Source organism: Sphingobacterium daejeonense (genome assembly GCF_901472535.1).
Lineage (GTDB): Bacteria > Bacteroidota > Bacteroidia > Sphingobacteriales > Sphingobacteriaceae > Sphingobacterium > Sphingobacterium daejeonense.
On the sequence record NZ_LR590470.1, the window covers coordinates 4,109,299 to 4,131,262 of the forward strand.

17 protein-coding genes and 3 pseudogenes are annotated in these 21,964 nt (G+C 35.3%); 4 read left to right on the forward strand and 16 right to left on the reverse strand.

From position 1 onward, the window contains the following. Positions 1–247: 247 nt before the first annotated feature. From FGL31_RS26800 to FGL31_RS19680, 4 genes and pseudogenes are all read right to left on the reverse strand, one after another. Positions 248–415 (reverse strand): hypothetical protein, encoded by a 168-nt coding sequence (locus FGL31_RS26800; protein ID WP_232047000.1) that lies wholly within the window; start codon positions 413–415, stop codon positions 248–250. Positions 416–630: 215 nt separating this feature from the next. Beyond that, positions 631–1,360 (reverse strand): annotated as a pseudogene (locus tag FGL31_RS19670) (uroporphyrinogen-III synthase). Between the two features lie 50 nt (positions 1,361–1,410). After that, entirely contained in the window at positions 1,411–2,034 is a 624-nt protein-coding gene (locus FGL31_RS19675) for a DUF4271 domain-containing protein (protein ID WP_138093902.1), read from the reverse strand. Positions 2,035–2,084: 50 nt separating this feature from the next. Then, positions 2,085–2,384 (reverse strand): hypothetical protein, encoded by a 300-nt coding sequence (locus tag FGL31_RS19680; RefSeq protein WP_138093904.1) that lies wholly within the window; start codon positions 2,382–2,384, stop codon positions 2,085–2,087. Positions 2,385–2,431: 47 nt separating this feature from the next. Between FGL31_RS19680 and FGL31_RS30095 the strand changes: the two are divergent. After that, a pseudogene (locus FGL31_RS30095) lies at positions 2,432–2,996 on the forward strand (DNA-3-methyladenine glycosylase I). Here the strand turns inward: FGL31_RS30095 and FGL31_RS29330 are convergent. From FGL31_RS29330 to FGL31_RS19695, 3 genes are read right to left on the reverse strand one after another with little or no spacing between them, the layout of a single operon-like run. After that, positions 2,989–3,123 (reverse strand): hypothetical protein, encoded by a 135-nt coding sequence (locus tag FGL31_RS29330; protein ID WP_317131088.1) that lies wholly within the window; start codon positions 3,121–3,123, stop codon positions 2,989–2,991. The pseudogene FGL31_RS30095 and the gene FGL31_RS29330 overlap by 8 nt on opposite strands. A gap of 41 nt (positions 3,124–3,164) precedes the next feature. Further along, positions 3,165–3,530 (reverse strand): phosphoribosyltransferase, encoded by a 366-nt coding sequence (locus tag FGL31_RS19690; protein WP_317131089.1) that lies wholly within the window; start codon positions 3,528–3,530, stop codon positions 3,165–3,167. Between the two features lie 3 nt (positions 3,531–3,533). Continuing rightward, on the reverse strand, positions 3,534–5,621 hold the full coding sequence (locus FGL31_RS19695) for a transglycosylase domain-containing protein (protein ID WP_138093907.1): 2,088 nt from the start codon (positions 5,619–5,621) through the stop codon (positions 3,534–3,536). A 114-nt stretch (positions 5,622–5,735) separates the two neighbouring features. Between FGL31_RS19695 and FGL31_RS19700 the strand changes: the two are divergent. Beyond that, positions 5,736–6,797: pseudogene (locus tag FGL31_RS19700) on the forward strand (Mrp/NBP35 family ATP-binding protein). A 448-nt stretch (positions 6,798–7,245) separates the two neighbouring features. Here the strand turns inward: FGL31_RS19700 and FGL31_RS19705 are convergent. The 9 genes from FGL31_RS19705 to FGL31_RS19745 all read right to left on the reverse strand — a co-directional run bounded on the left by FGL31_RS19705 (position 7,246) and on the right by FGL31_RS19745 (position 19,242). Continuing rightward, entirely contained in the window at positions 7,246–8,748 is a 1,503-nt protein-coding gene (locus FGL31_RS19705) for a RagB/SusD family nutrient uptake outer membrane protein (protein WP_099370605.1), read from the reverse strand. A 20-nt stretch (positions 8,749–8,768) separates the two neighbouring features. Beyond that, positions 8,769–11,975, reverse strand: a complete 3,207-nt coding sequence (locus FGL31_RS19710) for a SusC/RagA family TonB-linked outer membrane protein (RefSeq protein WP_099370606.1) — start codon at positions 11,973–11,975, stop codon at positions 8,769–8,771. A gap of 756 nt (positions 11,976–12,731) precedes the next feature. Then, positions 12,732–13,334: an energy transducer TonB gene (locus tag FGL31_RS19715; RefSeq protein WP_138093909.1), complete on the reverse strand. Its 603-nt coding sequence runs from the start codon at positions 13,332–13,334 to the stop codon at positions 12,732–12,734. 204 nt (positions 13,335–13,538) lie between these two features. Further along, a complete protein-coding gene (locus FGL31_RS19720) occupies positions 13,539–14,474 on the reverse strand; it encodes a DUF1735 domain-containing protein (RefSeq protein WP_138093911.1) in 936 nt (311 codons plus the stop codon). A gap of 11 nt (positions 14,475–14,485) precedes the next feature. Then, complete coding sequence (locus tag FGL31_RS19725) at positions 14,486–16,090, reverse strand: SusD/RagB family nutrient-binding outer membrane lipoprotein (RefSeq protein ID WP_138093913.1); 1,605 nt, start codon at positions 16,088–16,090, stop codon at positions 14,486–14,488. A 10-nt stretch (positions 16,091–16,100) separates the two neighbouring features. Next, positions 16,101–16,988 carry a hypothetical protein gene (locus tag FGL31_RS19730; RefSeq protein ID WP_138093915.1) on the reverse strand — a complete coding sequence of 296 codons (888 nt, stop codon included), beginning with the start codon at positions 16,986–16,988 and terminating at the stop codon, positions 16,101–16,103. Beyond that, a complete protein-coding gene (locus tag FGL31_RS19735) occupies positions 16,967–17,851 on the reverse strand; it encodes a SusC/RagA family TonB-linked outer membrane protein (protein WP_171017732.1) in 885 nt (294 codons plus the stop codon). The genes FGL31_RS19730 and FGL31_RS19735 overlap by 22 nt, the downstream gene beginning before the upstream one ends. Next, a complete protein-coding gene (locus tag FGL31_RS19740) occupies positions 17,811–18,107 on the reverse strand; it encodes a hypothetical protein (protein ID WP_171017733.1) in 297 nt (98 codons plus the stop codon). Before FGL31_RS19740 ends, FGL31_RS19735 begins: the two co-directional genes overlap by 41 nt. Next, a complete protein-coding gene (locus FGL31_RS19745; protein WP_138093921.1) occupies positions 18,094–19,242 on the reverse strand; it encodes a carboxypeptidase-like regulatory domain-containing protein in 1,149 nt (382 codons plus the stop codon). The genes FGL31_RS19740 and FGL31_RS19745 overlap by 14 nt, the downstream gene beginning before the upstream one ends. A gap of 397 nt (positions 19,243–19,639) precedes the next feature. Here FGL31_RS19745 and trmD point away from each other — a divergent pair, with 397 nt between their 5' ends. Beyond that, the gene (gene trmD, locus FGL31_RS19750) at positions 19,640–20,317 is read left to right on the forward strand and encodes a tRNA (guanosine(37)-N1)-methyltransferase TrmD (protein ID WP_138093923.1); all 678 of its coding nucleotides are present in this window, start codon (positions 19,640–19,642) and stop codon (positions 20,315–20,317) included. Between the two features lie 242 nt (positions 20,318–20,559). Further along, positions 20,560–21,963 (forward strand): anthranilate synthase component I family protein, encoded by a 1,404-nt coding sequence (locus FGL31_RS19755; protein ID WP_138093925.1) that lies wholly within the window; start codon positions 20,560–20,562, stop codon positions 21,961–21,963. Position 21,964 lies beyond the last annotated feature (1 nt).

Sequence of the window (21,964 nt, forward strand, 5' to 3'; positions counted from 1 at the left end):
TGATCCTTCACCTCCAAAGAACATATATGGTAACCATTGCAGAACTTTACCACCGGTAACATCATTAAAGATGACATCTTTTTTTGAGTTCGGGTCTAATTTTCATCAAATTAAACAAGAACAATCTTAGTTCGGTTGGTTCTTTACGAATTAGATCTAGATACTCTCCGAAGCTCATCCTTCCCCACTGGAGGACTAGCGGCATGGTTTTTGTGATTCTTCTTCACGACCATAAACGTCGATTTGCTCATTTACCCGCTATTTCCTTGAAATAGTCGTAACTCCACTTGTTCCAGCATGGACTATCTTTGCTGATAAAATCCTTGATGATAACAGGCTGGCTTTTATTTAGATAGTCCCTAACAAAGTCCTTAGGAGCTATTCCTGAGATACTATTAACAGGTTTTAATTTCACAATATTCCCATTTTTGAGTTAATGCAAACATAAAAAAAATATTCCTACAATAAATATACCCAACCTCCCTGAGGATGATATTTATATTGATTGTTGGCAAATTATGCAGAATTAATTATTAAAAAATGATAAACATCAAATTTACAAAGGTCTTACACAATGTTCAACAAAAAAGGCTATCCATTTTGGGATAGCCTTTAAATATTTTCAGCAATTTATTTATTTACTTGCTTTATATATTGCTCTATTGCCATTGTCATGCTAGGTGCATTAGGTGTTGGAGCTGGGATATCAAGAATCAAGTCATGTTCTAACAATGCTTGTTGGGTTGTTGCTCCAAAAGCAGCAATTCTGGTTTTGTTTTGAACAAAGTCTGGGAAATTCTCATAAAGAGACTGTACAGAAGAAGGGCTAAAGAACACAATGATGTCATAGAACACATCTTTAAGATCTTTGATGTCCGAGATTACTGTTCTGAACAACACTGCTGGTGTGAAATCATAGCCATTTTCTTGCAGCCAACGTTGAGTTTCTTCATTTGCAACATCCGAGCAAGGGAAAAGGAATTTTTCTTTATTGTGTTTTTTCAACACATCTTCCAGATCTTGAGCTGTTTGTTTACCGAAGAAGATTTTACGTTTACGGTATTGGATATACTTTTGAAGATAAAGGGCTATTGTTTCCGATATACAGAAGTATTTTAAATCTGCTGAGACTTCAAAGCGCATTTCTTCACAGACCCTAAAAAAGTGGTCAACTGCATTTTTACTTGTGAAGATTACTGCAGAAAAATCTGCAAAATTCACTTTTTCTTTTCTGACATCCTTTGCAGAGACGCCTTCTACATGAATAAAACCTCTAAAATCTAATTTTAAATTATACTTCTCTGCTAGTGTGAAGTAGGGGAGATTTATCGTTTTCAGGCTTTGGTAAAGTAACTAAAATGCTCTTTACTTTTTTTGGATCTTTCTACATCAATCTGCATATACTCTTTCTTAATTACTTAGTGACCTCACTAATATCAAAATTGGTGCTAATTCGAGACTGCAAAGATAAAGAATTAAATAAAAAATAGAAAATTTGAAATGACCGAATAAGTGTAAAGCGGTCCTTAAGAACCTGTAACTGAATAAAATTATTACTAAACAGATGTAAATTATTGATATAGATTTGAAATAATTGGCAGGAATAAACACCACAGCCAATAAAAATGGCATGAGGAAAAACATGCTGTTAAAATAAACTAAGTAAAGAATTGCTATATATTCACGAACAATTTTTTCCAACTGAAACACGAATGATACAAATCGAATGATTAGAATCTTGGCAATAAACAAGAATGCTACAAATCCAGAATTTTTTAGGAAGTTTTCGAAAGTAAGATAATTTTTGTCGCCGAAACTCGACACAATAACCACTACAAATAATCCTAAGGACAAACTAAAAACAGCATATAAAAATATATATGGCCATGAAGTTGCTAAGTTGTCTTCCTTACTGACTTGTAGCAATAATCTTTCCTTGTAATATGCATCCACTATTATTTTCAGTTCCACTGGAAAAACGATTCTCAATACCCAAGGATTAGAAACAGAATAAAAACAATAAGGAGAATCCATGCAGGTCTATAGTTTTTTTCAGTTCCTTCCAGCAATACCCCAGGTTTATTTTAGAATGTACAGTATCCATCCCAAAAAACAGGTCTTGCTTTCCAGTACTCTTGACAGAATCTATTTCCATTTTTCAAATAATTTATTCCCTTATCGGGGAACAGGATTATTTTGACTATTTTAAGGCTGATATCTAATGAATCAAACACAGCGAGCCTAGCCAAAGAGTCTTTAATAGCAATGGAATCCACTACTGCTGTAGAGTCGACGGCAGGAAGTTGAGCATAAGATTTAGGAGCAATAAATATGCTGCTAAAAATCAGGAAGAATATTAATCCAAATGCTTTGATGTGTTTCATGAAAGTCGTAAAGTTAGAACAAAATAATTGCTTTAGAAATTGAAAAAATGAGTAAAAATGAAATTGTAAGGTGCGGTTGGTGCGGAACTGATGAATTGTACCAATCTTATCATGATAATGAATGGGGAAAACCTGTGACAGACGATAATATTCTTTGAATTCTTGATTTTGGAATCAGCACAGCAGGATTAAGTTGGATCACAAATTCTGAGAAAAAGAGAAGGCTATAGAAAGGCATTCTCAGACTTCAATTACAAGAAGATAGCAAAATACACTGATCAGGATATTGAGAGGCTGCTTGAAGACCCAGGAATAATAAGGAATAAATTAAAAATAACCAGTACCATAAATAATGCTCAAAAATTTATGGAAATTCAGAAAGAATTTGGAAGTTTTTATAACTATCTATATTCATTTCTACCGCAACAGAAACCGATTATCAATAAGGTATCTGCTCTGGATGCTGTTCCTGCAACTACCGAGCTTTCGGATAGGATTTCAAAAGATCTTAAAAAGAGAGGGATTAAATTTTTTGGTTCTACTACTTGTTATGCCTATATGCAAGCTGTTGGCATGGTAAACGATCATTTAATCAATTGTAGTTTTAGGTAGAAGGAATGTTCTTATAAATATTTTGTAGGTTACGGCATTGACCATTATAGTCTAATCCATAACCTACAACAAATTCTTTTTCGATTTCAAATCCTACATACATGATATTGTCAAACGAATAGAGCAAACATTCGGGCTTCAACAACAATGTAGCTACAGATATACTTGCTACTCCAAGCGCTCCAACGCTTCAATGGTGTGTACCAATGATCTCCCCGAGTCGACAACGTCCTCAACAATAACCACATGTCTTCCTTCCAATGACATTCCAACCCCTATTAGTTCATGGAGTTCGCCTTGCTTAGTGCCTGAATAAGATGCAAGTTTCACAAATGACATTTCACACGGAATGTGCACCTGTTTCATTAAATCAGCCATAAACATAAAGCATCCATTCAAAACACCTATAAATACAGGATGTTTATCTTCATATTTTAGATTGATGTCTATTCCAATAAGACGTATTCTCTTTTGAATCTGTTCGTAGTCGATCATTAACTCAAACTCAAGACCATCTATGAATATATTTTTCATTGCTTAGTTGTTTTTTACAGTCTCCTCTTCACTTGGTTTTCCAAAAAGTCTTTCCAATAAGGTTTTTCGGATTTTCTCTTCCCTATCGATTTCATCAACCATATCCTTAATGTCGTCATGGGTCATCATGGAGTCTGGCACACCTTTAGGTCTCGGCGGTCTCAAATTCGGTTGCAGCTGGACTTGATAGAATCCATAATTTGCAGGGACATTCTCTCCTTCCAATTGATTCATTTTATTCATGATATAACCATAAGTATTAAAATGTTTCATTACCCACGGTTTCAATTGACCTGTATAATCAAATGATGAAAGTCCAGTTTTTGGCCTCGGAATTATACTGGAAAGATATAAGCTCTCTCCTATTTTTAATTCTGATGGTTTAGTTCCAAAATAATATTTCGATGCCTCAGATATTCCATATACATTCTTTCCCCACTCAATAATATTCAAATAAATTTCCAGCATTCGATCTTTACTGACTTGCTTGGATTGTTCCATCAACCAGACCAATAGGATTTCTTCGAATTTTCGCATCATTGTTTTATTACGATTCAGGTATAGGTTTTTCACCAATTGCATCGAAATCGTACTTGCGCCACGTTTGAATTTTTTTTCTTTAATATTGGTCACAATGGACAGTTGGAATGCCTCTAATTCAAATCCATTGTGCTTATAGAAAAATGGATCTTCCGTATTGAGGACTGTTTTCCTTAATATGGGTGCTATTTGGTTTAATGGGGTAAAATTCGGATTTGAAGGATCAAGGGTAATATCGCGCATTTTCAAGGTGTCTTCGTATGCTTCATATACGAAAGGTCCATTTAACTCTGCAATGTTGGCTTTCCCCCATTTCTCAACTTTTAGATTTGCATCATCGATTTTCGAAGCGAATGTAAGGTTATCGGGGTCATCCAAGTCAACTTTGAAGTCCATATCATATTGTATATCTCCTGCAACCTTAATCCCATCTAGATTTTCGAACAAACCTACCGGTAGGGCATCGAAGAAATCTTGCGCTTTGAATTTTCCAGTATGGACTGCCATTTCTAAAACTTTTTTCGGCTTTTTACTGTATTTAAGTTTCGGTTCAAATGAGAAGTCTTTTACTTGCACCTTGGTACCAGTAAGTAATTCAATGGTATTTTCGGACACTAAAAACCCTCCATCAGCAGAACCTCCAGGTAAAACAATCGTATCTAAGGATAATCGATGATGATTAACCCGTAGGTTTTTAGCACTGATCCCTCCTTTTATTTCTAGGTTCTCCTTCCCTCTTCGAGCAACATCATCCAAATGGAAACTCAACTCATCAAAACTGACTTTCAAACCAAACCTTCTGGCTATGAAAGGGATTTGAGCATCTTTATTGTCAGATGATATTATCACATTTGCTGTTTGTCGGCTTGAATTAATATTTCCTTTAAAATTCCATTTTGCCTCTTGTTCATTTAGGAAAACATCAATATCATAATCTCCATCATCAATTTTTCCTTCTGGTATTTTAACTACCTGAGTTGAAGCTGAATCTTGGAATGATAGACTCACATTTTCTAAATTCAAATTGTCAGGAACTGCCTGGAAAGCTCTTTTCAAAAGATTATCTACCGTTTCTGCCAATGTTCTGGCTGGGCTGGTATCCTTAGTCGTGTCAGACTCATTTTTCTTTCGGAATAAGAAATCATAGTTTGAGCTGCTGTCTTTTTTTACGAGGGTAATTGTAGCATTCTTAAGGTCAAGTTCATCAAGTTTTACATTTCCTGAAAGGAGTGGAAATAACTTTACAGAAACTTTGAACTGATCAATAGCTGCCAATTGCTCTCCAGTATCTGGATATAGTTTTACTTTTTGAAAATCAACTGTTGTTAATCCAGCAAATTCGTATTTATTGACTTCAAAATTCAGTTGATAGTCATCCTTTAATTTCTTCTGAACTTTCGCTACAGCTTTATTCAACATATCTCCTCTCAAGGACATTGCCCAAATAAAGCCAATTAACAGTATTCCCACTACAGACGCAGCAGTGATTATAAACCACCTCTTCTTCACAAAACCCAATTCAGGCAGCTTAATGTTTTTAAAGTCTAACATATATTAACGTGTAACCTTTAGAATAAAGTAAAAATATGCAAAAATCATTAAAAACATCATTATGACAAGATATTGAGCATCTTTCTTTAGCTTTGTTAACTTAATTTGAATTCCATGATTACTAAAGAACAGATTTTACATGCTTTAGGTCATGTGGAAGAACCAGATTTAAAAAAAGATTTGGTAACACTGAACATGATTGAAAACATTGAAATATTACCCAATAAGATAAAATTTGATGTGGTCTTGACCACACCTGCATGCCCATTAAAAGGTCATATTGAGCATGCTTGCCGTAATGCTATAGCATTGTTTGTCTCCAAGGAAGTTGATGTAGACATTAATATGACGGCTAGGGTACGTGCAGTAGAAAATGTGCAGTTAAAAAATATAAAGAATATTATTCTAGTATCATCTGGGAAAGGTGGTGTTGGTAAATCTACAGTTGCTGCTAATTTAGCTTTGGCATTGGCAAATACAGGTGCTAAAACTGGATTGTTAGATGCGGATATTTACGGACCTTCAGTACCTATCATGTTCGGTGTTGAGGATGCTAAGCCTCAATCTAGCCAAGGAGCTGATGGCAAAAACAGGATTGTACCAATTGAAAGGTTCGGACTGAAATTATTGTCTATCGGTTTTTTCACAGATCCTAATCAACCTATTCCTTGGCGTGGCCCAATGGCAAACATCTGCCATAAAACAATTGTTTGGAGATACAGACTGGGGAGAATTGGATTACTTAATCGTAGATATGCCTCCTGGCACTGGAGATATTCATATCACTACAGCACAGAGCTATCCTATCTCCGGAGCAGTAATCGTAACTACACCGCAACAAGTAGCATTGGCTGATGCCATCAAAGGAATGGCAATGTATCAAATGGAAGGTGTGAAAGTTCCAATTATTGGTGTAATTGAAAATATGTCTTATTTCACTCCTGCGGAGTTACCTGACAATAAATATTATATTTTCGGCAAAGATGGTGGCAAAAGATTGGCGGAGGTAAATAATGTACCTTTCTTGGAGAGATTCCATTGGTAAAATCCGTGGCCGATGCTGGAGACAATGGGTTCCCAATTGCATTGGATCAGGATGAGCCAGTTGCAGCAGCCTTTGCTGAAATTGCTGGAAGAGTGGCTCAGGAACTGAGTATCCTGGCAGTGAAAGGATAAAGGGAAAAGGTAATTAAATAAGAAAGGCTGCTTATTAATTTGAGCAGCCTAACTTTTTTACAATTAATATATCAACTATTTTGTTTCATAAAATAATTGTTTAGTTAAATAAATATAATAATTAAAAAATATCGGAAATTTTCTAATGTTAATTGGCTATATATAGTTCACAATCCGTTTCAGATATAAATTTGATTAAATTCTTTAATACAATCAATATTTTATAAATAATTTTTGAAATAAAAGAGATTATTAACGATATATTAAAGACAAGAATTATTTAATATTTGTTTAAATGGTGTTTTATGATTTATTCGACAATAATAAATGTATTTTTTACTAATAAGAAATAAAACACTAGATTATGACTGCCAACAGACATGTCATAAAACAAAAAAAGCCTTCAGGATTCCCTGAAGGCTTTAAATAGTATTACCTCCCTATCAGATTAAATCTGAGGGTTGTTTTGAATTTCCACTTGAGGAATAGGGAAAGTCATTTGATCCGAATTGTATTTGAAAGACTGTCCAGAGAAATACAAGTGGTTAGAACCTCTTGTTACTGTAGCTTTATTACGTTTCATAGCCAAATAAGATTTTCCTTCACCCCAAAGCTCAATACGGGTTTGCAAGTAGATTTCATTTTTTAATGCTTGTCCTGACAACGAAGTCAAATAACTTGTATTATCCAAACGAAGATCAAGAAGTTTTTTCAATGATGCGATAGCAGCAGCTTCATTTCCAATGTTTGCATTTGCCTCTGCATTCAATAAAACCATCTCATCAACACGCATATAAAGATAATCTGTTACAACTTGACGCTCACCCATAGGTACACGTTGAGGAGTATAGAATTTATTCGTTGGCAATAAACGAGCGTTGAATTGTTTTTTACGGATATCATTATCAGGGATTTTATCAAATAATCCTTTATCGATAATTTTAGGATCTCCAGCAGCTGCATAACTGTAAGTGAAGTAATCTACTTGTCCCCACCATGATACCAAGTCAAGGTTACTAGCCAAAGTTAAATCAACACCCCACATCCAGCTTGGAGTTGCCACATTATTGAATCCACCGTCAGTATTTGTTAAAGCACCAGCTGCATTGAATTGAGCAACAGTTTGGCTTTTTGTCGTCAACGGGAAACCACCATTCGTGATGATATCATTTGTCAATGTCGCTACCCTTTGCCAATCTGCTTGTGTACCTCTTGCACCTAAAGCGTATGCCAATAAACCTTCAGCAACATATTTGTTTACTTTGTGTTTACCATTTCTATCATAATCGCTCAAGTACTCAACTGCAGTTTCTAAGTCAGAGATGATTAGATCATAAACTTCTTTTGTAGTTGAAAGAGGTTGATTTGGCTGCTCCGTATTTGTATAAATAGGAAGAATTTTATCATTTCCAGAACCATATTCAACTCCGTATAAGTTAGCCAAATAGAAGTATGCATATGCACGCATTGCTTTAGCTTGACCAATTACATATCTAGTTTCTTTGTCATCTGCCGGGACCTCTACTTCCGACCCACCAACTGCATCCATTGCATAGTTTGCAGCCATGATAACTTTATAGTAGTATCTCCATGGTTTAGCAGCTTCAGTACGAGTATAGTCAGTGGTAGCATTGTATCTCACAACGTTTGAATACCAACCGTAGTTCAATGCACCTAATACCATATCTGAACTCAACATATCCATATAGATATCATAACCTTTTTGTCCGAAATCATCGTGATCCTCATCTGCAGGAATTGCAGAGAAAGTACTATACATAGTAGCATAGATACCTAGGATATAACCGTTCAATACAGAAGGGTCATCTTTACCAGCTTCTGAAATTTGATCAGTAGATGGTTTTTCTGTTGGTTGAGCATCTAGGAAGTCTTTTCCACAAGAAGAAAATAACAGCGCAGATCCCAACAATATATATAATGACTTTTTCATTTTATTTCTCTCTTAAAAAATTAAAATCTAACTCTTAATCCACCGCTGATCGTTGATAATGGTGAATATCTATACATGCTAGATGCACCAGCTTGGTGAGTTGAAGGGTTAAAACCTCTTCTTGCAGAAGCAATTGCAAGGTTATCTGCTGAAACCCATACTGACAATGCTTGTGCACCAAAAGCTTTGATCCAATCAGACTTAAAGTTATAACCTAAACGTACGTTGTTCAACATTAGATAATTAGCTTTTGTCAAGAATCTTGTTGAAGTAGAAACCACGTTAGCATCTAAATCGTTGTTGATTCTTGGAACATCAGTTACATCACCTGGTTTTTGCCAACTGTTGTGGATATCTTTATGCCAGTTATTTCCACCAATCGGGTCATTGCTCATCAATGTTGCGTAAGCTCCATCATATGCATAACCACCTAGGCTATATAATACTTGCGCACTTAAGTCAAATCCTTTGTAACCTGTTCTCAAGTTGAACGCACCTCTAATAGCTGGAATTGCTGATTTACCTACATAGTATTGAGTTGCTTGAGAATATGTTTTAGTAGTTGATTCTTTGATCTCTTTATTATCTGGGTTTGTAAACAAAGCCATTGAAGAGATTTGTTCACCAGCAGTAAATTCACCGTTATTGTCATTATCAGTGTAATATACTTTCCACATGCTTTTTCCATCTTCAGCATCAACACCTACGAAATCTCTCATGTAGAAATCATAAATAGAGTGTCCTTCTGCCCAACCATAAATTCCTTGGATATCGATCGTTTTAGGAAGGTTTGTTGAAGCTTCGATTGGCATTTTCGTGATTTTGTTTTTGAAACTTTCACCGTTGATACCTAAGTCTAAATAGAAGTTTTCATTTTTGAAGATGTGACCTACTAAATCAAACTCGATACCTTGGTTTCTTAATTGACCATCATTAACCAAGATTGTTGGGTAACCTAATGAAGGACCTAAACCAAATTGGAAGATCAAGTTGTCCGTATTCTTGATATAGTATTCAACTGTACCTGATAAATACTTACCAATCTCAAATTCAACACCAGTTTGGAACATTTTTGACGTTTCCCAAGTCAAATCTGTATTACCCATATCGTCACCGATTTTAAGACCTAACTCAGTATTTACGTTTTCTGGAGTAACCAAAGTGTAACCAGGGTAATAACCAACACCTGCTTGATCACCGATCAAACCGTATGAGATTTTATATTTCAAGAAATCAAATATATCTTGATCCTGCATGAAAGATTCGTTAGACACGATCCAACCTGCACCAATGGAGCCAAAAGTTCCCCATTTATCAGTTTTGAAACGAGATGATCCATCACGTCTGATACTTCCTGATAAATAGTATTTATTTTGATAATCATAGTTGATCTGACCGAAATAACTTTCTAGAGCATATTCATTGGTAAATGAACTAACTGGATTTGAAACTACAACGTTGTTGAATTCCAACACATCGTTGCTGATTAAATTGTAACCAGAGTTATCAAGGATGTTGCTTTTCCATTTAACAGCCTCATGTGCCGCTAAAGCTTCAAAAGAGTGATCTCCGAAATCTTTTCTATAACGCAATAAGTTCAAAAGGTTGTAATAGTTCAAATCTTCACGTCTTTGGTATAATGAACCGTTTTGACCTGCTGAACTACCGTAGAATTTATTACCTCTATCATTATAAAGGTTATTGTACAATTGAATACCTAAAGAGTTTTCAAAAGTCAATCCTTCGATAATATTAAAGTTCACGTATGCTCTACCATTTAATTCATTACGGTTATGACGTTTGATATCATAAGTAGCATCAGCGATCGCATTGGTTAATGAACCGAATTTACGAGCTGAGTTGATTCCGTAATCATAAATTGAACCACCGAAAATAGGATCAGGAAGAGTATTTCCATCTGCATCTCTCTCAAACAATGGGTAGATAGAAGGAATGTTGTCTACGAACCAGAAAATACTTCCTGAATCTTCAGATTGACCACCAGTATTACGCTCAGTTTTTGCGTAATTCATGTTCATACCCACATTGATGATTTTGTTTACTTTATGGTCAACACTTACACGACCAGTCAAACGCTCAAAATCAGAATTGATCGAATATCCTTTATCACCTAAATAACCGAATGAAGTGAAATAGTTAGTTTTGTCACTTGAACCACCAAATCTTACGTTGATATCAGTTCTTGCAGCATTTTGGAACGCGTAATCTTCCCAGTTCTCAGGGTTGAATTTACGAGTGACATTACTCTTAACTTTTCTAGTTTCAGGGTCAATTAAATCAGCGATAGAATTAACATTCCAAATGTTGTTCAATGGATCGATACCTCTATCGGAGAACAAATTATCATTTGCATATTTTACACCATCAACACCATTTGCCACACCCTCATTGTACATTGCTTGCCAGCTTAGGCCAATGTACTCTTCAGGTGACTTAATCACGTCATAACGTGGGATAAGTGACATATTAGTACCGAAATTTGCATCTGCTTCTACATAAGAAGTTGCTCCACGACCGGTTTTAGTAGTTACAACGATAACACCGTTTGCACCTCTAGAACCATAAATTGCAGTAGCTGCCGCATCCTTTAACACAGTTACGTTTTCAATATCCGCATTGTTGATAGAGGAAATACTTCCGGAGAAAGGAACTCCATCCACTACATATAATGGGTCACGGTTACCATTTACAGAACCGAAACCACGGATACGGATTGTTGAAGAACTTCCAGGCTGTCCAGATGTATTAACTACTTGTAGACCCGCAACCTCACCTGCAATTGCTTGCGAGATATTGGATACATTTTTTTGCTGAAGCTTAGCGCCATCAACTTTTTTCGCTGATCCTGTAAATGCTTCTTTCGTTGTGCTACCGTAACCGACAACTACAACCTCATCTAAGGACATTTCATCTTCTACCAACTGAACATTGATAGAAGTTTGTGTTCCTACTTGAACTCTTGTTGAAGTAAAACCAACAAAGGAGAAGTTCAATACAGCATTACTGCCTTCTACAGTAATCGTATAGTCCCCATTTGCATCAGATTGAGCTGCAACTCCAGTTCCCACTAGAGCTACAGACACACCGCTTAAAGGCGCGCCGTCGGTAGCCGAAGTTACCTTACCACTCACTTGACGATCTTGTGCAAACGCTGCTCCGATAAAACAGGTTAACACAAAAATTAAGCTGAGTAATTTGTGTTTCATAAATTTTGCTATTAATTAAAAGTATTAAAACAGAGTCTGTTAAATTTTGTTAAACAGTCGACAAATATAGACTTTGCTTAAATATTTAACAAGTTAATTCAGAATAACTTTAATTTTTATCAAATAGATAATATAAAAGTTAGTTTAGAAACCATTTTTAATAGAAGTATTAATAAATTGAAATAATGAGGATAATTTTGATATAATTTTGGCGATTCTAGATAAAAATCATATCAAATTTTAAGAAAGAATAAGAGGCAAATAATTGATATACAATCAATTAAAGGAGATAATTCAAAAAATCACAAAAATTATAAACTTAAATTTTGTCGATGACATCATTATACTAATCAGAAATATTAAACAATACAGCAACAATGTATACTTATTTAATAGAGTTCGGAATAATCAACAGACAGCTTACCAAAAATCAAAACAAGAGACAAAAACCCATTTGTGAATCAAAATAAAATTCTGAATTACTCTATAATTCTATTTTGAATACTCCTTCAGCTGAAAATTTCCAATATTATTGAGAATTGGAAAGTTTTAAAAAATGTAACATCTACATTACAGGAATAAGCATTGATATTGAACTTCAATAAAACTACATGTTATAACGCTAAAATATATGTTTAGGACTACTACCTGGGCAACTTTCTCTAAAAGAAACTGAAGATGTTTTTAAACTTTCTTATTAAATAAAAAAATCCGGCCAAATAATTGCCCGGATAATCTAAAATTCATTTTAATCTCTTATCTCACACCTCTTCTAAATTCTTTAATATCTAATTTGAATTGATAGGTTGTTTTAGCATTGATATAATTTCCATCTGCATCTTTTGCAGGAATCCATTTCCCTGCTCTTCTTAAAGCTCTTATAGCTGCATCGGCTATTTCATACCCTGGATCATCCAATAATTTAAAATTGGTTGGACTCCCATTTTCTTTTATATCAAATGATATAACATAAGTCCCTTTAATACCGGCTGCCAATGCTTTCTCAGGATACTTAAAATTATTGTAGAACTCTTGATCAAATTCTGCATCGCTTAAGACTGGTTTCGCTGAAATAATAGAATTACTGTCAATAGCAGACCTAACCAAATAAGGTAATTTTACCCATTTGGAAACCACCTTACCATTTTCCTTACCTGGCGTCCAATCTCCAGCTAGATTTATAATCTTAATGAGATCCATAGCTCCATTTTTTCCAACATTTTTAATTATATCAACTGAATCAACCTTCCCGTTTTCAGAGATTCTTAATTCAAGTAAAATTTCACCAGCTAAATTCTTCTCAGATTCTGTCCGCTTATTTGGAAAATTAACATCCAAAAAATCCACAAATTTTTCCAAAACCACTTGGAGGAATTGGATTACTTGATTGGCTAAAAGCCAAGAATGGAATTAAAAATAGAATAGTCAGAAATTTCATAGTTCAATTAATTAGTTCACTTAAATATACTAAAAATTAATCAGCAATTATAATTTTCAATATTTAGAATTATTAAAAAAGGAGGCAAATTTGCCTCCTTTATTTCTAAAATAATAAAATCTAGTCTATCTAGGCCCTTTGTATTTAATAACCATATTGGTAACAACACGCGGGGTTGTAGCAGGGTTCCAATCAAAGTTCAAAGTAAATGTTTTGGTCGCAGGATCATATTTATTTACTTTTCCAGGAGTGTTTTTTAACGTTCCGTTACTCGTTGAAGAAACTGTAACTAAATTGGTAGCAGGATCAACCATTAACTGGATATAGTCAACACCTCCAACTCCTCCAGCGTTATTTCCCCAGTTCAATCCAGTTAAGCTGACTGTGCTTCCATTTACAGACGACAAAGTTACATCTCTATTACCTTTCAACGTACCATTCAAATTATCTCCCGTTGTCGGAGTACCTGGTGCAGAATAACGTTGGATGAATCCATCCTCAGATGAATAAATACCATCATAATTATTTTTAGGAACAGTTGCAATTACTACATGACCAAAATTACCTGAAATTGTACCTTCACTAACTGACTTAATTCTGAAAGCAAGAGCATAGTCTTTCTCAAAGTCAAACTTATCACCTAACAATTTCACATTGAAATTCGCAGAACGATCTCCTTTTGGAATTGTCACTTCATAAGTAGAAACAGTATATTTAGATGGATCTAAAGGGACAAAGCTTGTTTCTTCAGTAGAATTATATTTGGTAATTAATGAATTATCTACTTCTACTACAACTTTAACGTCTGATTTAGGATTGTATACTCCAACTATCTTAATTGGAACATTCAATTCAAAAGAAGGTACCATTTCTACAGATGTAACAAACATAGGTACTTCACTAAACTTATCAGATGATGGAGCGGCAATATTTCCAAACTCTATTATATTTTCAACTGCTCCATCTGCGTCTGGGCCAATCAATTCATCGTCTTTTAGACATGATGTAAATAAGATAGGAACCATTACCGCAATTAATATATATTTAAAAAATCTTTTCATGTTAATCTAATTTATTTTGCCCAAAAAATCTTTGACGTGAATTTATCAACGGCAGGAACATTTGCACCATTATAAGCTAGTTCAGTATTTGGATACGGGACTCTAGTTGGTAATTTATCCCTAGCAGATGCTGATGACTCTGTAGATACAAATGTAAATTTAGCATTCGCCCTGCTATTAGTATAAGGTGCATTTGTAGCAGGATTTATGATAGAAGGATAATTTGTTCTTCGATATTCATTCCACGCCTCATGAGAAAATAAAAGATTAAATGCGATATATTTTTGTGTGATAATCGCTTCTATTTTTTTCTCATTAGTGGTATTCAAGTCGAAATTAACTAAAGCTGAACTAGCATTATCTGCTTTATAATTTGCTAAATAAGTGACAGCATTTGCACCGTTAGTAACTGCGTCCGATTCCCCTTTATTTAAATATAAATAGGCTGCCGCAATACCACTTTCGAAATATGCTTTGGCATCGCCAGACATTATACCTCTAACAACTGCTTCCGAAGCCAAAAAATTAGATTCTGCAGCCAATAATATTGGCTGACCTGCAGCAGGCCCTTTAACAACTCCATAACCAACATAATTAGAAGCGCTAATATTTCCTGATTCTGGATGAAGTACCCAAGTTGAAGGTGGTATACCTATGGCAGTCACAGAAAGATCCCCTAATTGATTTTTTGGAGAGCCTATTCCATCTGCGTAAATTAAGTTTGCACGAGTTTCATCATTAATCTTAGAACCATCATAAAATGCCATTACAAAAGGCGTTGGCAGAAATTGAGTTCCCCAACCTCCTGGACCTGCACCAGATGCTGAATAACCCCATAATTGCCACATTGGATTTTGTTTTCCATCAATCTTAGCAAATTTTGGATTTACAATAGCATCTGTAGTCAAAATACCTATACCGTCAATAGCTTCACTTGCAAATGTAACTTTTCCTTTTCCTTTTACAACCAGCTTCAACTTCAAAGTATTTGAAAGTTTTGCCCAGTTTGTATTATTCCCGCCAAACAAAACATCAGCATTCTTAAATGAACTCGGAACATCACTTGAAGATAACCCCTTGAAAAAAGCAGTCGCAACATCAAGTTTTTTAGCTAAATCTGCATAAATATCTTGTCCTTTATCATACTTTGGGTGAATGTTTGCATTTCCTTGCAATGCTTCAGTATAAGGAACATCATTATACGTATCAACCAACCCCATATAATTATAGGCTTTCATTACTTCTGCTGCCTGAATGAAAATTTCATTTCCTTCTACTGAATTATTAATTACATACTGATAATCAGTTAGGTTATTATATGCATCTGACCAACGAGCAGCCTCATGTCCTGATGGCCAGTTATAATCTAGGAATCCTCCCCCCCATCCACTTACTCCACCGCCATTTGCAATATACATAAGCCTCATACCAGCTGTATTATAAGGAACAACATTTCTAGCTGTTTGCACTAACGCCTGTGGCAATACTAATTCAGGTGTAGAATTGACGGCTTGATTTGGATTGTCATTAATATTTAGCGCCTTTTCACAAGAAGTGAATGTCAGAGCCAAACCTAATCCTAATGACAAAGATTTTATTTTATTTTTAAATAACATATCTATTCTATTAAAAAGTTAACATTACAGAGAAGCCAAGATATCTTGATGGAGGGGTTTGCCCCAAACCAGTTAACCCCACTGCATTACCATTACTTGATCCATTTCCATCTGAATATTCTGGATCTGTATACACGTTAGTAGAAGGTGTCCATAAGAATAGGTTCCTGCCCTGAGCACTGATTCTAGCATTTTTAATTACTCTTTGGCTGGCTAATAAGGATTTTGGCAAATTATATGACAATGACATCTCTCTAAGTTTCCAAAATGCTGCGGATGTAATATATGTTTGGTCAACATCACCTCTACCAGGCCCCATAGTCCAATAATCAGATCCTCCATCATAGGTAGTAATATTAGTATTAGCTATGTATGATTGTGTAGCTTCATCCCAATAAGATGAATTAGGTATAACAAAGCGCTCTCTGTTATACGCTACTGTATTAATTCCTGACCCAGAGAAATCAAATGAGCCAGCTCCATTATTAAAAATATAATTGCCTGTACGATATTCAGCACTCGTATAGAATGTTAAATCCTTATAAGATAAAGTCAGATTCAACCCCATAGTGTGCGTTGGCATTGCTGCCCCTAAATTGATTAATCCTTCAGTATTTTTAGGATATCCAGTAATCCTGTCTACAATAATTCTGCCTTCAGGATCTCTAAGATAACCAATTCCTTTAATCACTGGGAATTTCTCACCCTTTACAGCATATGAGCCAGTAGTACCTCCATAAGTAGCTAAAGATAATTCGTCAAGTCCTTCAGCAATTTCTTCTACTCTATTATCAATATAAGTGAAGTTTCCTGCTAATGTCAACTCCCAATCTGTGGTTCTTATTGGAGTTATTGATAATCTTGATTCAATACCCTTTACCAGTTGTGGTACCTGCATTCAATAAATATTGAACTATACCCTGAAGACCAAGCGATACTAGTAGGTACAGTATTGTCTGTAGTTCTGTTATCGAAATATGTTAAATCTGCGCTCACACGATTATTCCACCAAGCTGATTCAAACCCAATTTCTACTGACCTTGTCATTTCAGGCCTTAATCCAGCTTGAATAACTCGATCTCCTAAAGTAAATCCACCCATTCCATTAAAAGGATATCCTGCACCTTGAGAAAAAGTAGGAACTGTACTGTACGCTCCAAAATTCGAAAAATTCCCTACGTTTACTTGACCAACTTTAGACCAGCTCGCTCTTAATTTTAAAAAATTCAATGCCTTAAAATCCTGAAGAGCTTCGATCGCATCAGATGCAACAAATGATAGAGTAGCGCCTGGATAGAAGAAAGATCTATTATCAGGATCGAGAATTGAAACCCAATCATTACGACCTGTTAAGCTTAAAAATAAATAGTTTCTGTATGCAATGTCAAGTTTACCAGCCAATCCAAATGTCCTAGCTTTATAATCAGCTTGAGATGCTGTAGGAGTATTTAAACTATTACCTAGATTATACAATTCAGGGATAACCAATCCGTTCACCCCAGCACCTAAGCCTGAATTTTGATTTTGAACATATTGGAATAATGTCGTAAAATCAAATTTGAAATCACCTTCAGTGTGTGTAGCATGAGCATTGAAGTCTGATACAATGTTAGTTGTATAATTAAATCCATCATTTACTGATCCCGTTAAATTTGTTGCTTTATAAGCTCCATGAAGATTAGCTGCATAACTAGTGAAATCAAATTTTCCTACAGTATTTTTAAATGATTGATTTTGAGTAGTCATACCTACACGGCCCATAAAATCTAACCATGTTAACGGGTTTGAAATCAACTTGAAAATTACCCATTAAATAATCATTACGAGTATTTAATCGATTATTCTCAGCCAAAAAATATGGGTTGTTATAATATGCGTTGTAATATCCATTTGGATTAGCAAATGGGTCGGTTTTCCAATCTTTGTAACTAGTCAATGGAATATGACCTGGTGATTGAAGTACAGCATCATAAATACCAGCATTATTTCCAGTAATATTTGATCTATTTTTGCGCATAATATGCTGTGTAAGTAACATCTAGCATATTATTCAATTTTCTAGTACCACTTAAACGTGCTGAAGCACGGTTGTATTTGTCAAAAGGAACCGTGCCAGTTGATTTTAAATATTGTCCAGAAAATCGGAATGAGCTATTCTCTTGTCTTGAGCCAATTGAAACATTCGACATATTGCTATAACCTGTTTCCCAGAATCTATCTTTATCTCCTGACCAAGCATAAGGATAATTTTGTGTGGTTCCATCTTGTAACGGGTCACCTACTAGAACCATCGACCCATCAAATGCAGGACCATATTGTTGATTTTCATAAGGAACAAATTCAACAAAGAAAGGATTAGTACCTGATCCGAATAACTTTTGGACCTGAGGCAAGAAAACCACATTTTCGAAAATACTAGTATTTTCAACTGTTACTTCCATACCTTGAACCGAAGCCCCTTTTTTGGTTTTGAAAATCAAGGCACCATTTGATGCTTGCGAACCATATAGAGCTGCTGCAGATGCACCATTTAAAATGGTAACATCTTCAATATCATCAGGATTTAAATTACCAAGCATTGATGATGGAGAAATAACATTATCAATAACGATCAAAGCTTGGTTATTTCCCGTTAATGAACGCATACCACGTAAAACTACGCGATAATTTGGATTAACACCTGAACCAACTCCTTGTACAGTAAGACCAGCCACTTTACCTGTAAGACCTGTAACTACATTGGTTGGCTTTGCTTTTTGAAGGTCATCAGCCTTAATGGTGGTTTGCGCGGCACCCACTGAACGTCTTGAGGCTGTCAAGCCCGCACCTGTTACAACTACTTCGTCCAATGTATTTTCCGAACTTGTTAATGCAATGTTGATAACGGACTGAGAACCGACAGCAACAGTTTGGGAGGCGAACCCAATATACCTGAAAATTAAGGTTGCATTATTGCCTACTTGAACGGTATAGTTACCATCACTATCCGTTTGAGAACCTGTGTTCGTTCCTTGCACCAGGACCGAAACACCAGCGATTGGGCTTCCGTCAACTGCAGAAGTCACCTTTCCCCTTACTTGCCGATTTTGCGCATAGGCTACGCCAATAAGCATAGTACACAGCAGAAAAACACTGAGTAATCTTTGTTTCATGTTTGTTGTTTTTAGTTAATAAATTTTTGGTTCTATTCTGGCTAATTGTTAATAAATGTTAAACCGATTTCAAATCTATTATTAGAACTAACTTGATACAAAAATTCGTCATTTTATTTTTTAAATTATCGCATTAAACACATATTATTATTCAACTATTTATTTTATTTCCAAACCATTAATGTAAATATTATGTTAACATAGTGTCATTTCTTTATTATTTATTTTTATTACATATTAAATATTAAATAAAATCAAAATAAACACTATTAATTAATTCAAAGATTATGTAAAGTCCAAAATTTTACCTTAATAGCGTTTTATTAATCAATACTAAACCACCTTTCAAACATGCATTTTTAAGCCTATTTTATTTAATAATCACGTACATTTGTATATGCGATTTGATATTATAACAGTTTTGCCACAATTATTGGACAGTCCTTTTGCACATTCTATCCTACAACGTGCACAGAATAAAGGACTTTGCTCAATCTATGTTCATAATCTGAGAGACTATGCTGCCAACAAGCAAAAATCAGTAGATGACTATCCTTATGGTGGCGGTTCTGGAATGGTCATGCAAATTGCCCCTTTCGCAGCATGCATCGATAAACTCAAATCTGAAAGAGAATACGATGAAATCATATATATGACACCAGATGGTGAAACATTGAATCAAGAAATTGCCAATGGATTAAGCTCTGCAAAAAATATAATCATACTGTGCGGCCATTATAAAGGAATAGACCAAAGAATCAGAGACATTTACGTTACTAGAGAAATATCTATTGGTGACTATGTTTTATCTGGAGGCGAATTACCAGCAGCCATTTTGGTGGACTCTATAGTTCGAATTATTCCGGGAGTACTTTCGGATGAAACATCGGCCCTATCTGATTCATTTCAAGACGGCCTTTTAGATGCCCCGATTTACACCCGACCTGTTGACTGGAATGGGCACAAAGTACCGGATATTTTGTTATCCGGCCATGAGGCTAAAATAACAGCTTGGCGCCATGAGCAACAACTCATTAGGACAAAAGAAAGAAGACCAGATTTGCTAAACGACTAAAAATCCAGCCAAATCCTTGCTTTTTTAACAAATAAAGTTTGAATATTCAATTTTTCTATTAATTTTGTCATGCAATGATGACTGTTACTCAATATACTAACCGTTGGTGGCTTCTGACTAAATAAGTCGGGAGGGTGGTATATTTTAGATAAAATTTTTCATAATCAACCAAAACCACTGAATGGTAGCCCGACGAAAATCGTCGGGCTTTTTTTATTTTTGCAAACTATTATATTAATCATATGAACTATAAATTCAGGACGAACCACAAAAAGATCTTAGCAGATACTACCACTCCGGTAAGCATCTACCTACGACTGCGTGATACATTCCCAAACAGCTTATTGCTAGAAAGCTCTGAATATCATAGCAGGGACAATAATATAAGCTATATCTGCTGTAACCCTGTCGCAGGCATTATCCTAGAAAATGACGAACTGAGCATAAGCCTGCCTAATCAACAAAAGATTACAAAAAAATCAAATGAAATAAATCTGAGAGAGGAAGTCTCAAATTTCAGAAAATCCTTCCATTCCGACCCTATTCCAGATGTAAATGTTATTACAAATGGATTATTCGGCTACTTCACTTTTGAAGCCGTGGAATATTTTGAAGACATCGAATTAACGGCAAAAGATAATAATAGAAGAAAAATCCCTACCCTGCAATACCATATCTATAAATATGTAATCGCTATCGACCACTTCAGGAATCAACTTCATGTCTTTGAAAACCTTTTGGAAAACGAAGAAAGCGACCTTGATAGACTTCAGTTCTTGATACAGAACAAAAACTTCCCTGAATATACATTCAATTTAAAAGGTGAAGAAACTTCCAATATGAACGATGAAGAGTTCAAAGCACTAGTCAACAAAATGAAAGAACACATCCAACGTGGCGATGTCTTCCAAATTGTTCCCTCAAGAGCTTTTGAAACTCCATTTTCTGGCGATGAGTTCAATGTTTACAGAGCTTTAAGGTCTATCAACCCATCCCCATATTTGTTTTATTTTGATTATGGCGATTTCAAACTTTTCGGGTCATCACCGGAAGCTCAATTGACTATCAAAAATGATATCGCCACCATATATCCTATAGCAGGAACTTTTAAAAGAACAGGAAATATGGAGCAAGATGAAAAAATAGCCGAAGAACTCAAAAATGACCCTAAGGAAAGTGCAGAACATGTCATGCTGGTAGATTTGGCAAGAAATGACCTAAGTCGACACTGTCATAACGTTCAAGTCAAATCCTATAAAGAAGCACAGTATTATTCACATGTGATCCATTTGGTTTCTAAGGTAAGTGGCATCCTAAACCCAAATACCAATCCGTATGATGTAGTTGGCGACACATTCCCCGCTGGGACACTTTCTGGCGCACCAAAACATATGGCCATCACATTGATCGACAGATACGAAGGATTACAAAGATCTTTTTATTCGGGCGCAATTGGATTTATGGGCTTCAATGGAGACTTCAATCATGCCATCATGATTAGATCATTCCTGAGCAAACAAAACTTCTTACATTATCAAGCAGGAGCAGGAATAGTTTTGGATTCTGATCCCGAAAAAGAACTACAAGAGGTTAATAACAAAATTTCAGCTCTTCGCAGAGCTTTAGAATTAGCGGAAACAATATAAA

Bases quoted from the DNA above. Each gene is read 5' to 3' on its own strand.
- FGL31_RS19675 (WP_138093902.1), bottom strand. From the start codon at position 2,034: ATGGATTCTCCTTATTGTTTTTATTCTGTTTCTAATCCTTGGGTATTG.
- FGL31_RS19680 (WP_138093904.1), bottom strand. From the start codon at position 2,384: ATGAAACACATCAAAGCATTTGGATTAATATTCTTCCTGATTTTTAGC.
- FGL31_RS19690 (WP_317131089.1), bottom strand. From the start codon at position 3,530: ATGAAAAATATATTCATAGATGGTCTTGAGTTTGAGTTAATGATCGAC.
- FGL31_RS19695 (WP_138093907.1), bottom strand. From the start codon at position 5,621: ATGTTAGACTTTAAAAACATTAAGCTGCCTGAATTGGGTTTTGTGAAG.
- FGL31_RS19705 (WP_099370605.1), bottom strand. From the start codon at position 8,748: ATGAAAAAGTCATTATATATATTGTTGGGATCTGCGCTGTTATTTTCT.
- FGL31_RS19710 (WP_099370606.1), bottom strand. From the start codon at position 11,975: ATGAAACACAAATTACTCAGCTTAATTTTTGTGTTAACCTGTTTTATC.
- FGL31_RS19720 (WP_138093911.1), bottom strand. From the start codon at position 14,474: ATGAAAAGATTTTTTAAATATATATTAATTGCGGTAATGGTTCCTATC.
- FGL31_RS19725 (WP_138093913.1), bottom strand. From the start codon at position 16,090: ATGTTATTTAAAAATAAAATAAAATCTTTGTCATTAGGATTAGGTTTG.
- FGL31_RS19730 (WP_138093915.1), bottom strand. From the start codon at position 16,988: ATGCAGGTACCACAACTGGTAAAGGGTATTGAATCAAGATTATCAATA.
- FGL31_RS19735 (WP_171017732.1), bottom strand. From the start codon at position 17,851: ATGGGCCGTGTAGGTATGACTACTCAAAATCAATCATTTAAAAATACT.
- FGL31_RS19740 (WP_171017733.1), bottom strand. From the start codon at position 18,107: ATGCGCAAAAATAGATCAAATATTACTGGAAATAATGCTGGTATTTAT.
- FGL31_RS19745 (WP_138093921.1), bottom strand. From the start codon at position 19,242: ATGAAACAAAGATTACTCAGTGTTTTTCTGCTGTGTACTATGCTTATT.
- trmD (WP_138093923.1), top strand. From the start codon at position 19,640: ATGCGATTTGATATTATAACAGTTTTGCCACAATTATTGGACAGTCCT.
- FGL31_RS19755 (WP_138093925.1), top strand. From the start codon at position 20,560: ATGAACTATAAATTCAGGACGAACCACAAAAAGATCTTAGCAGATACT.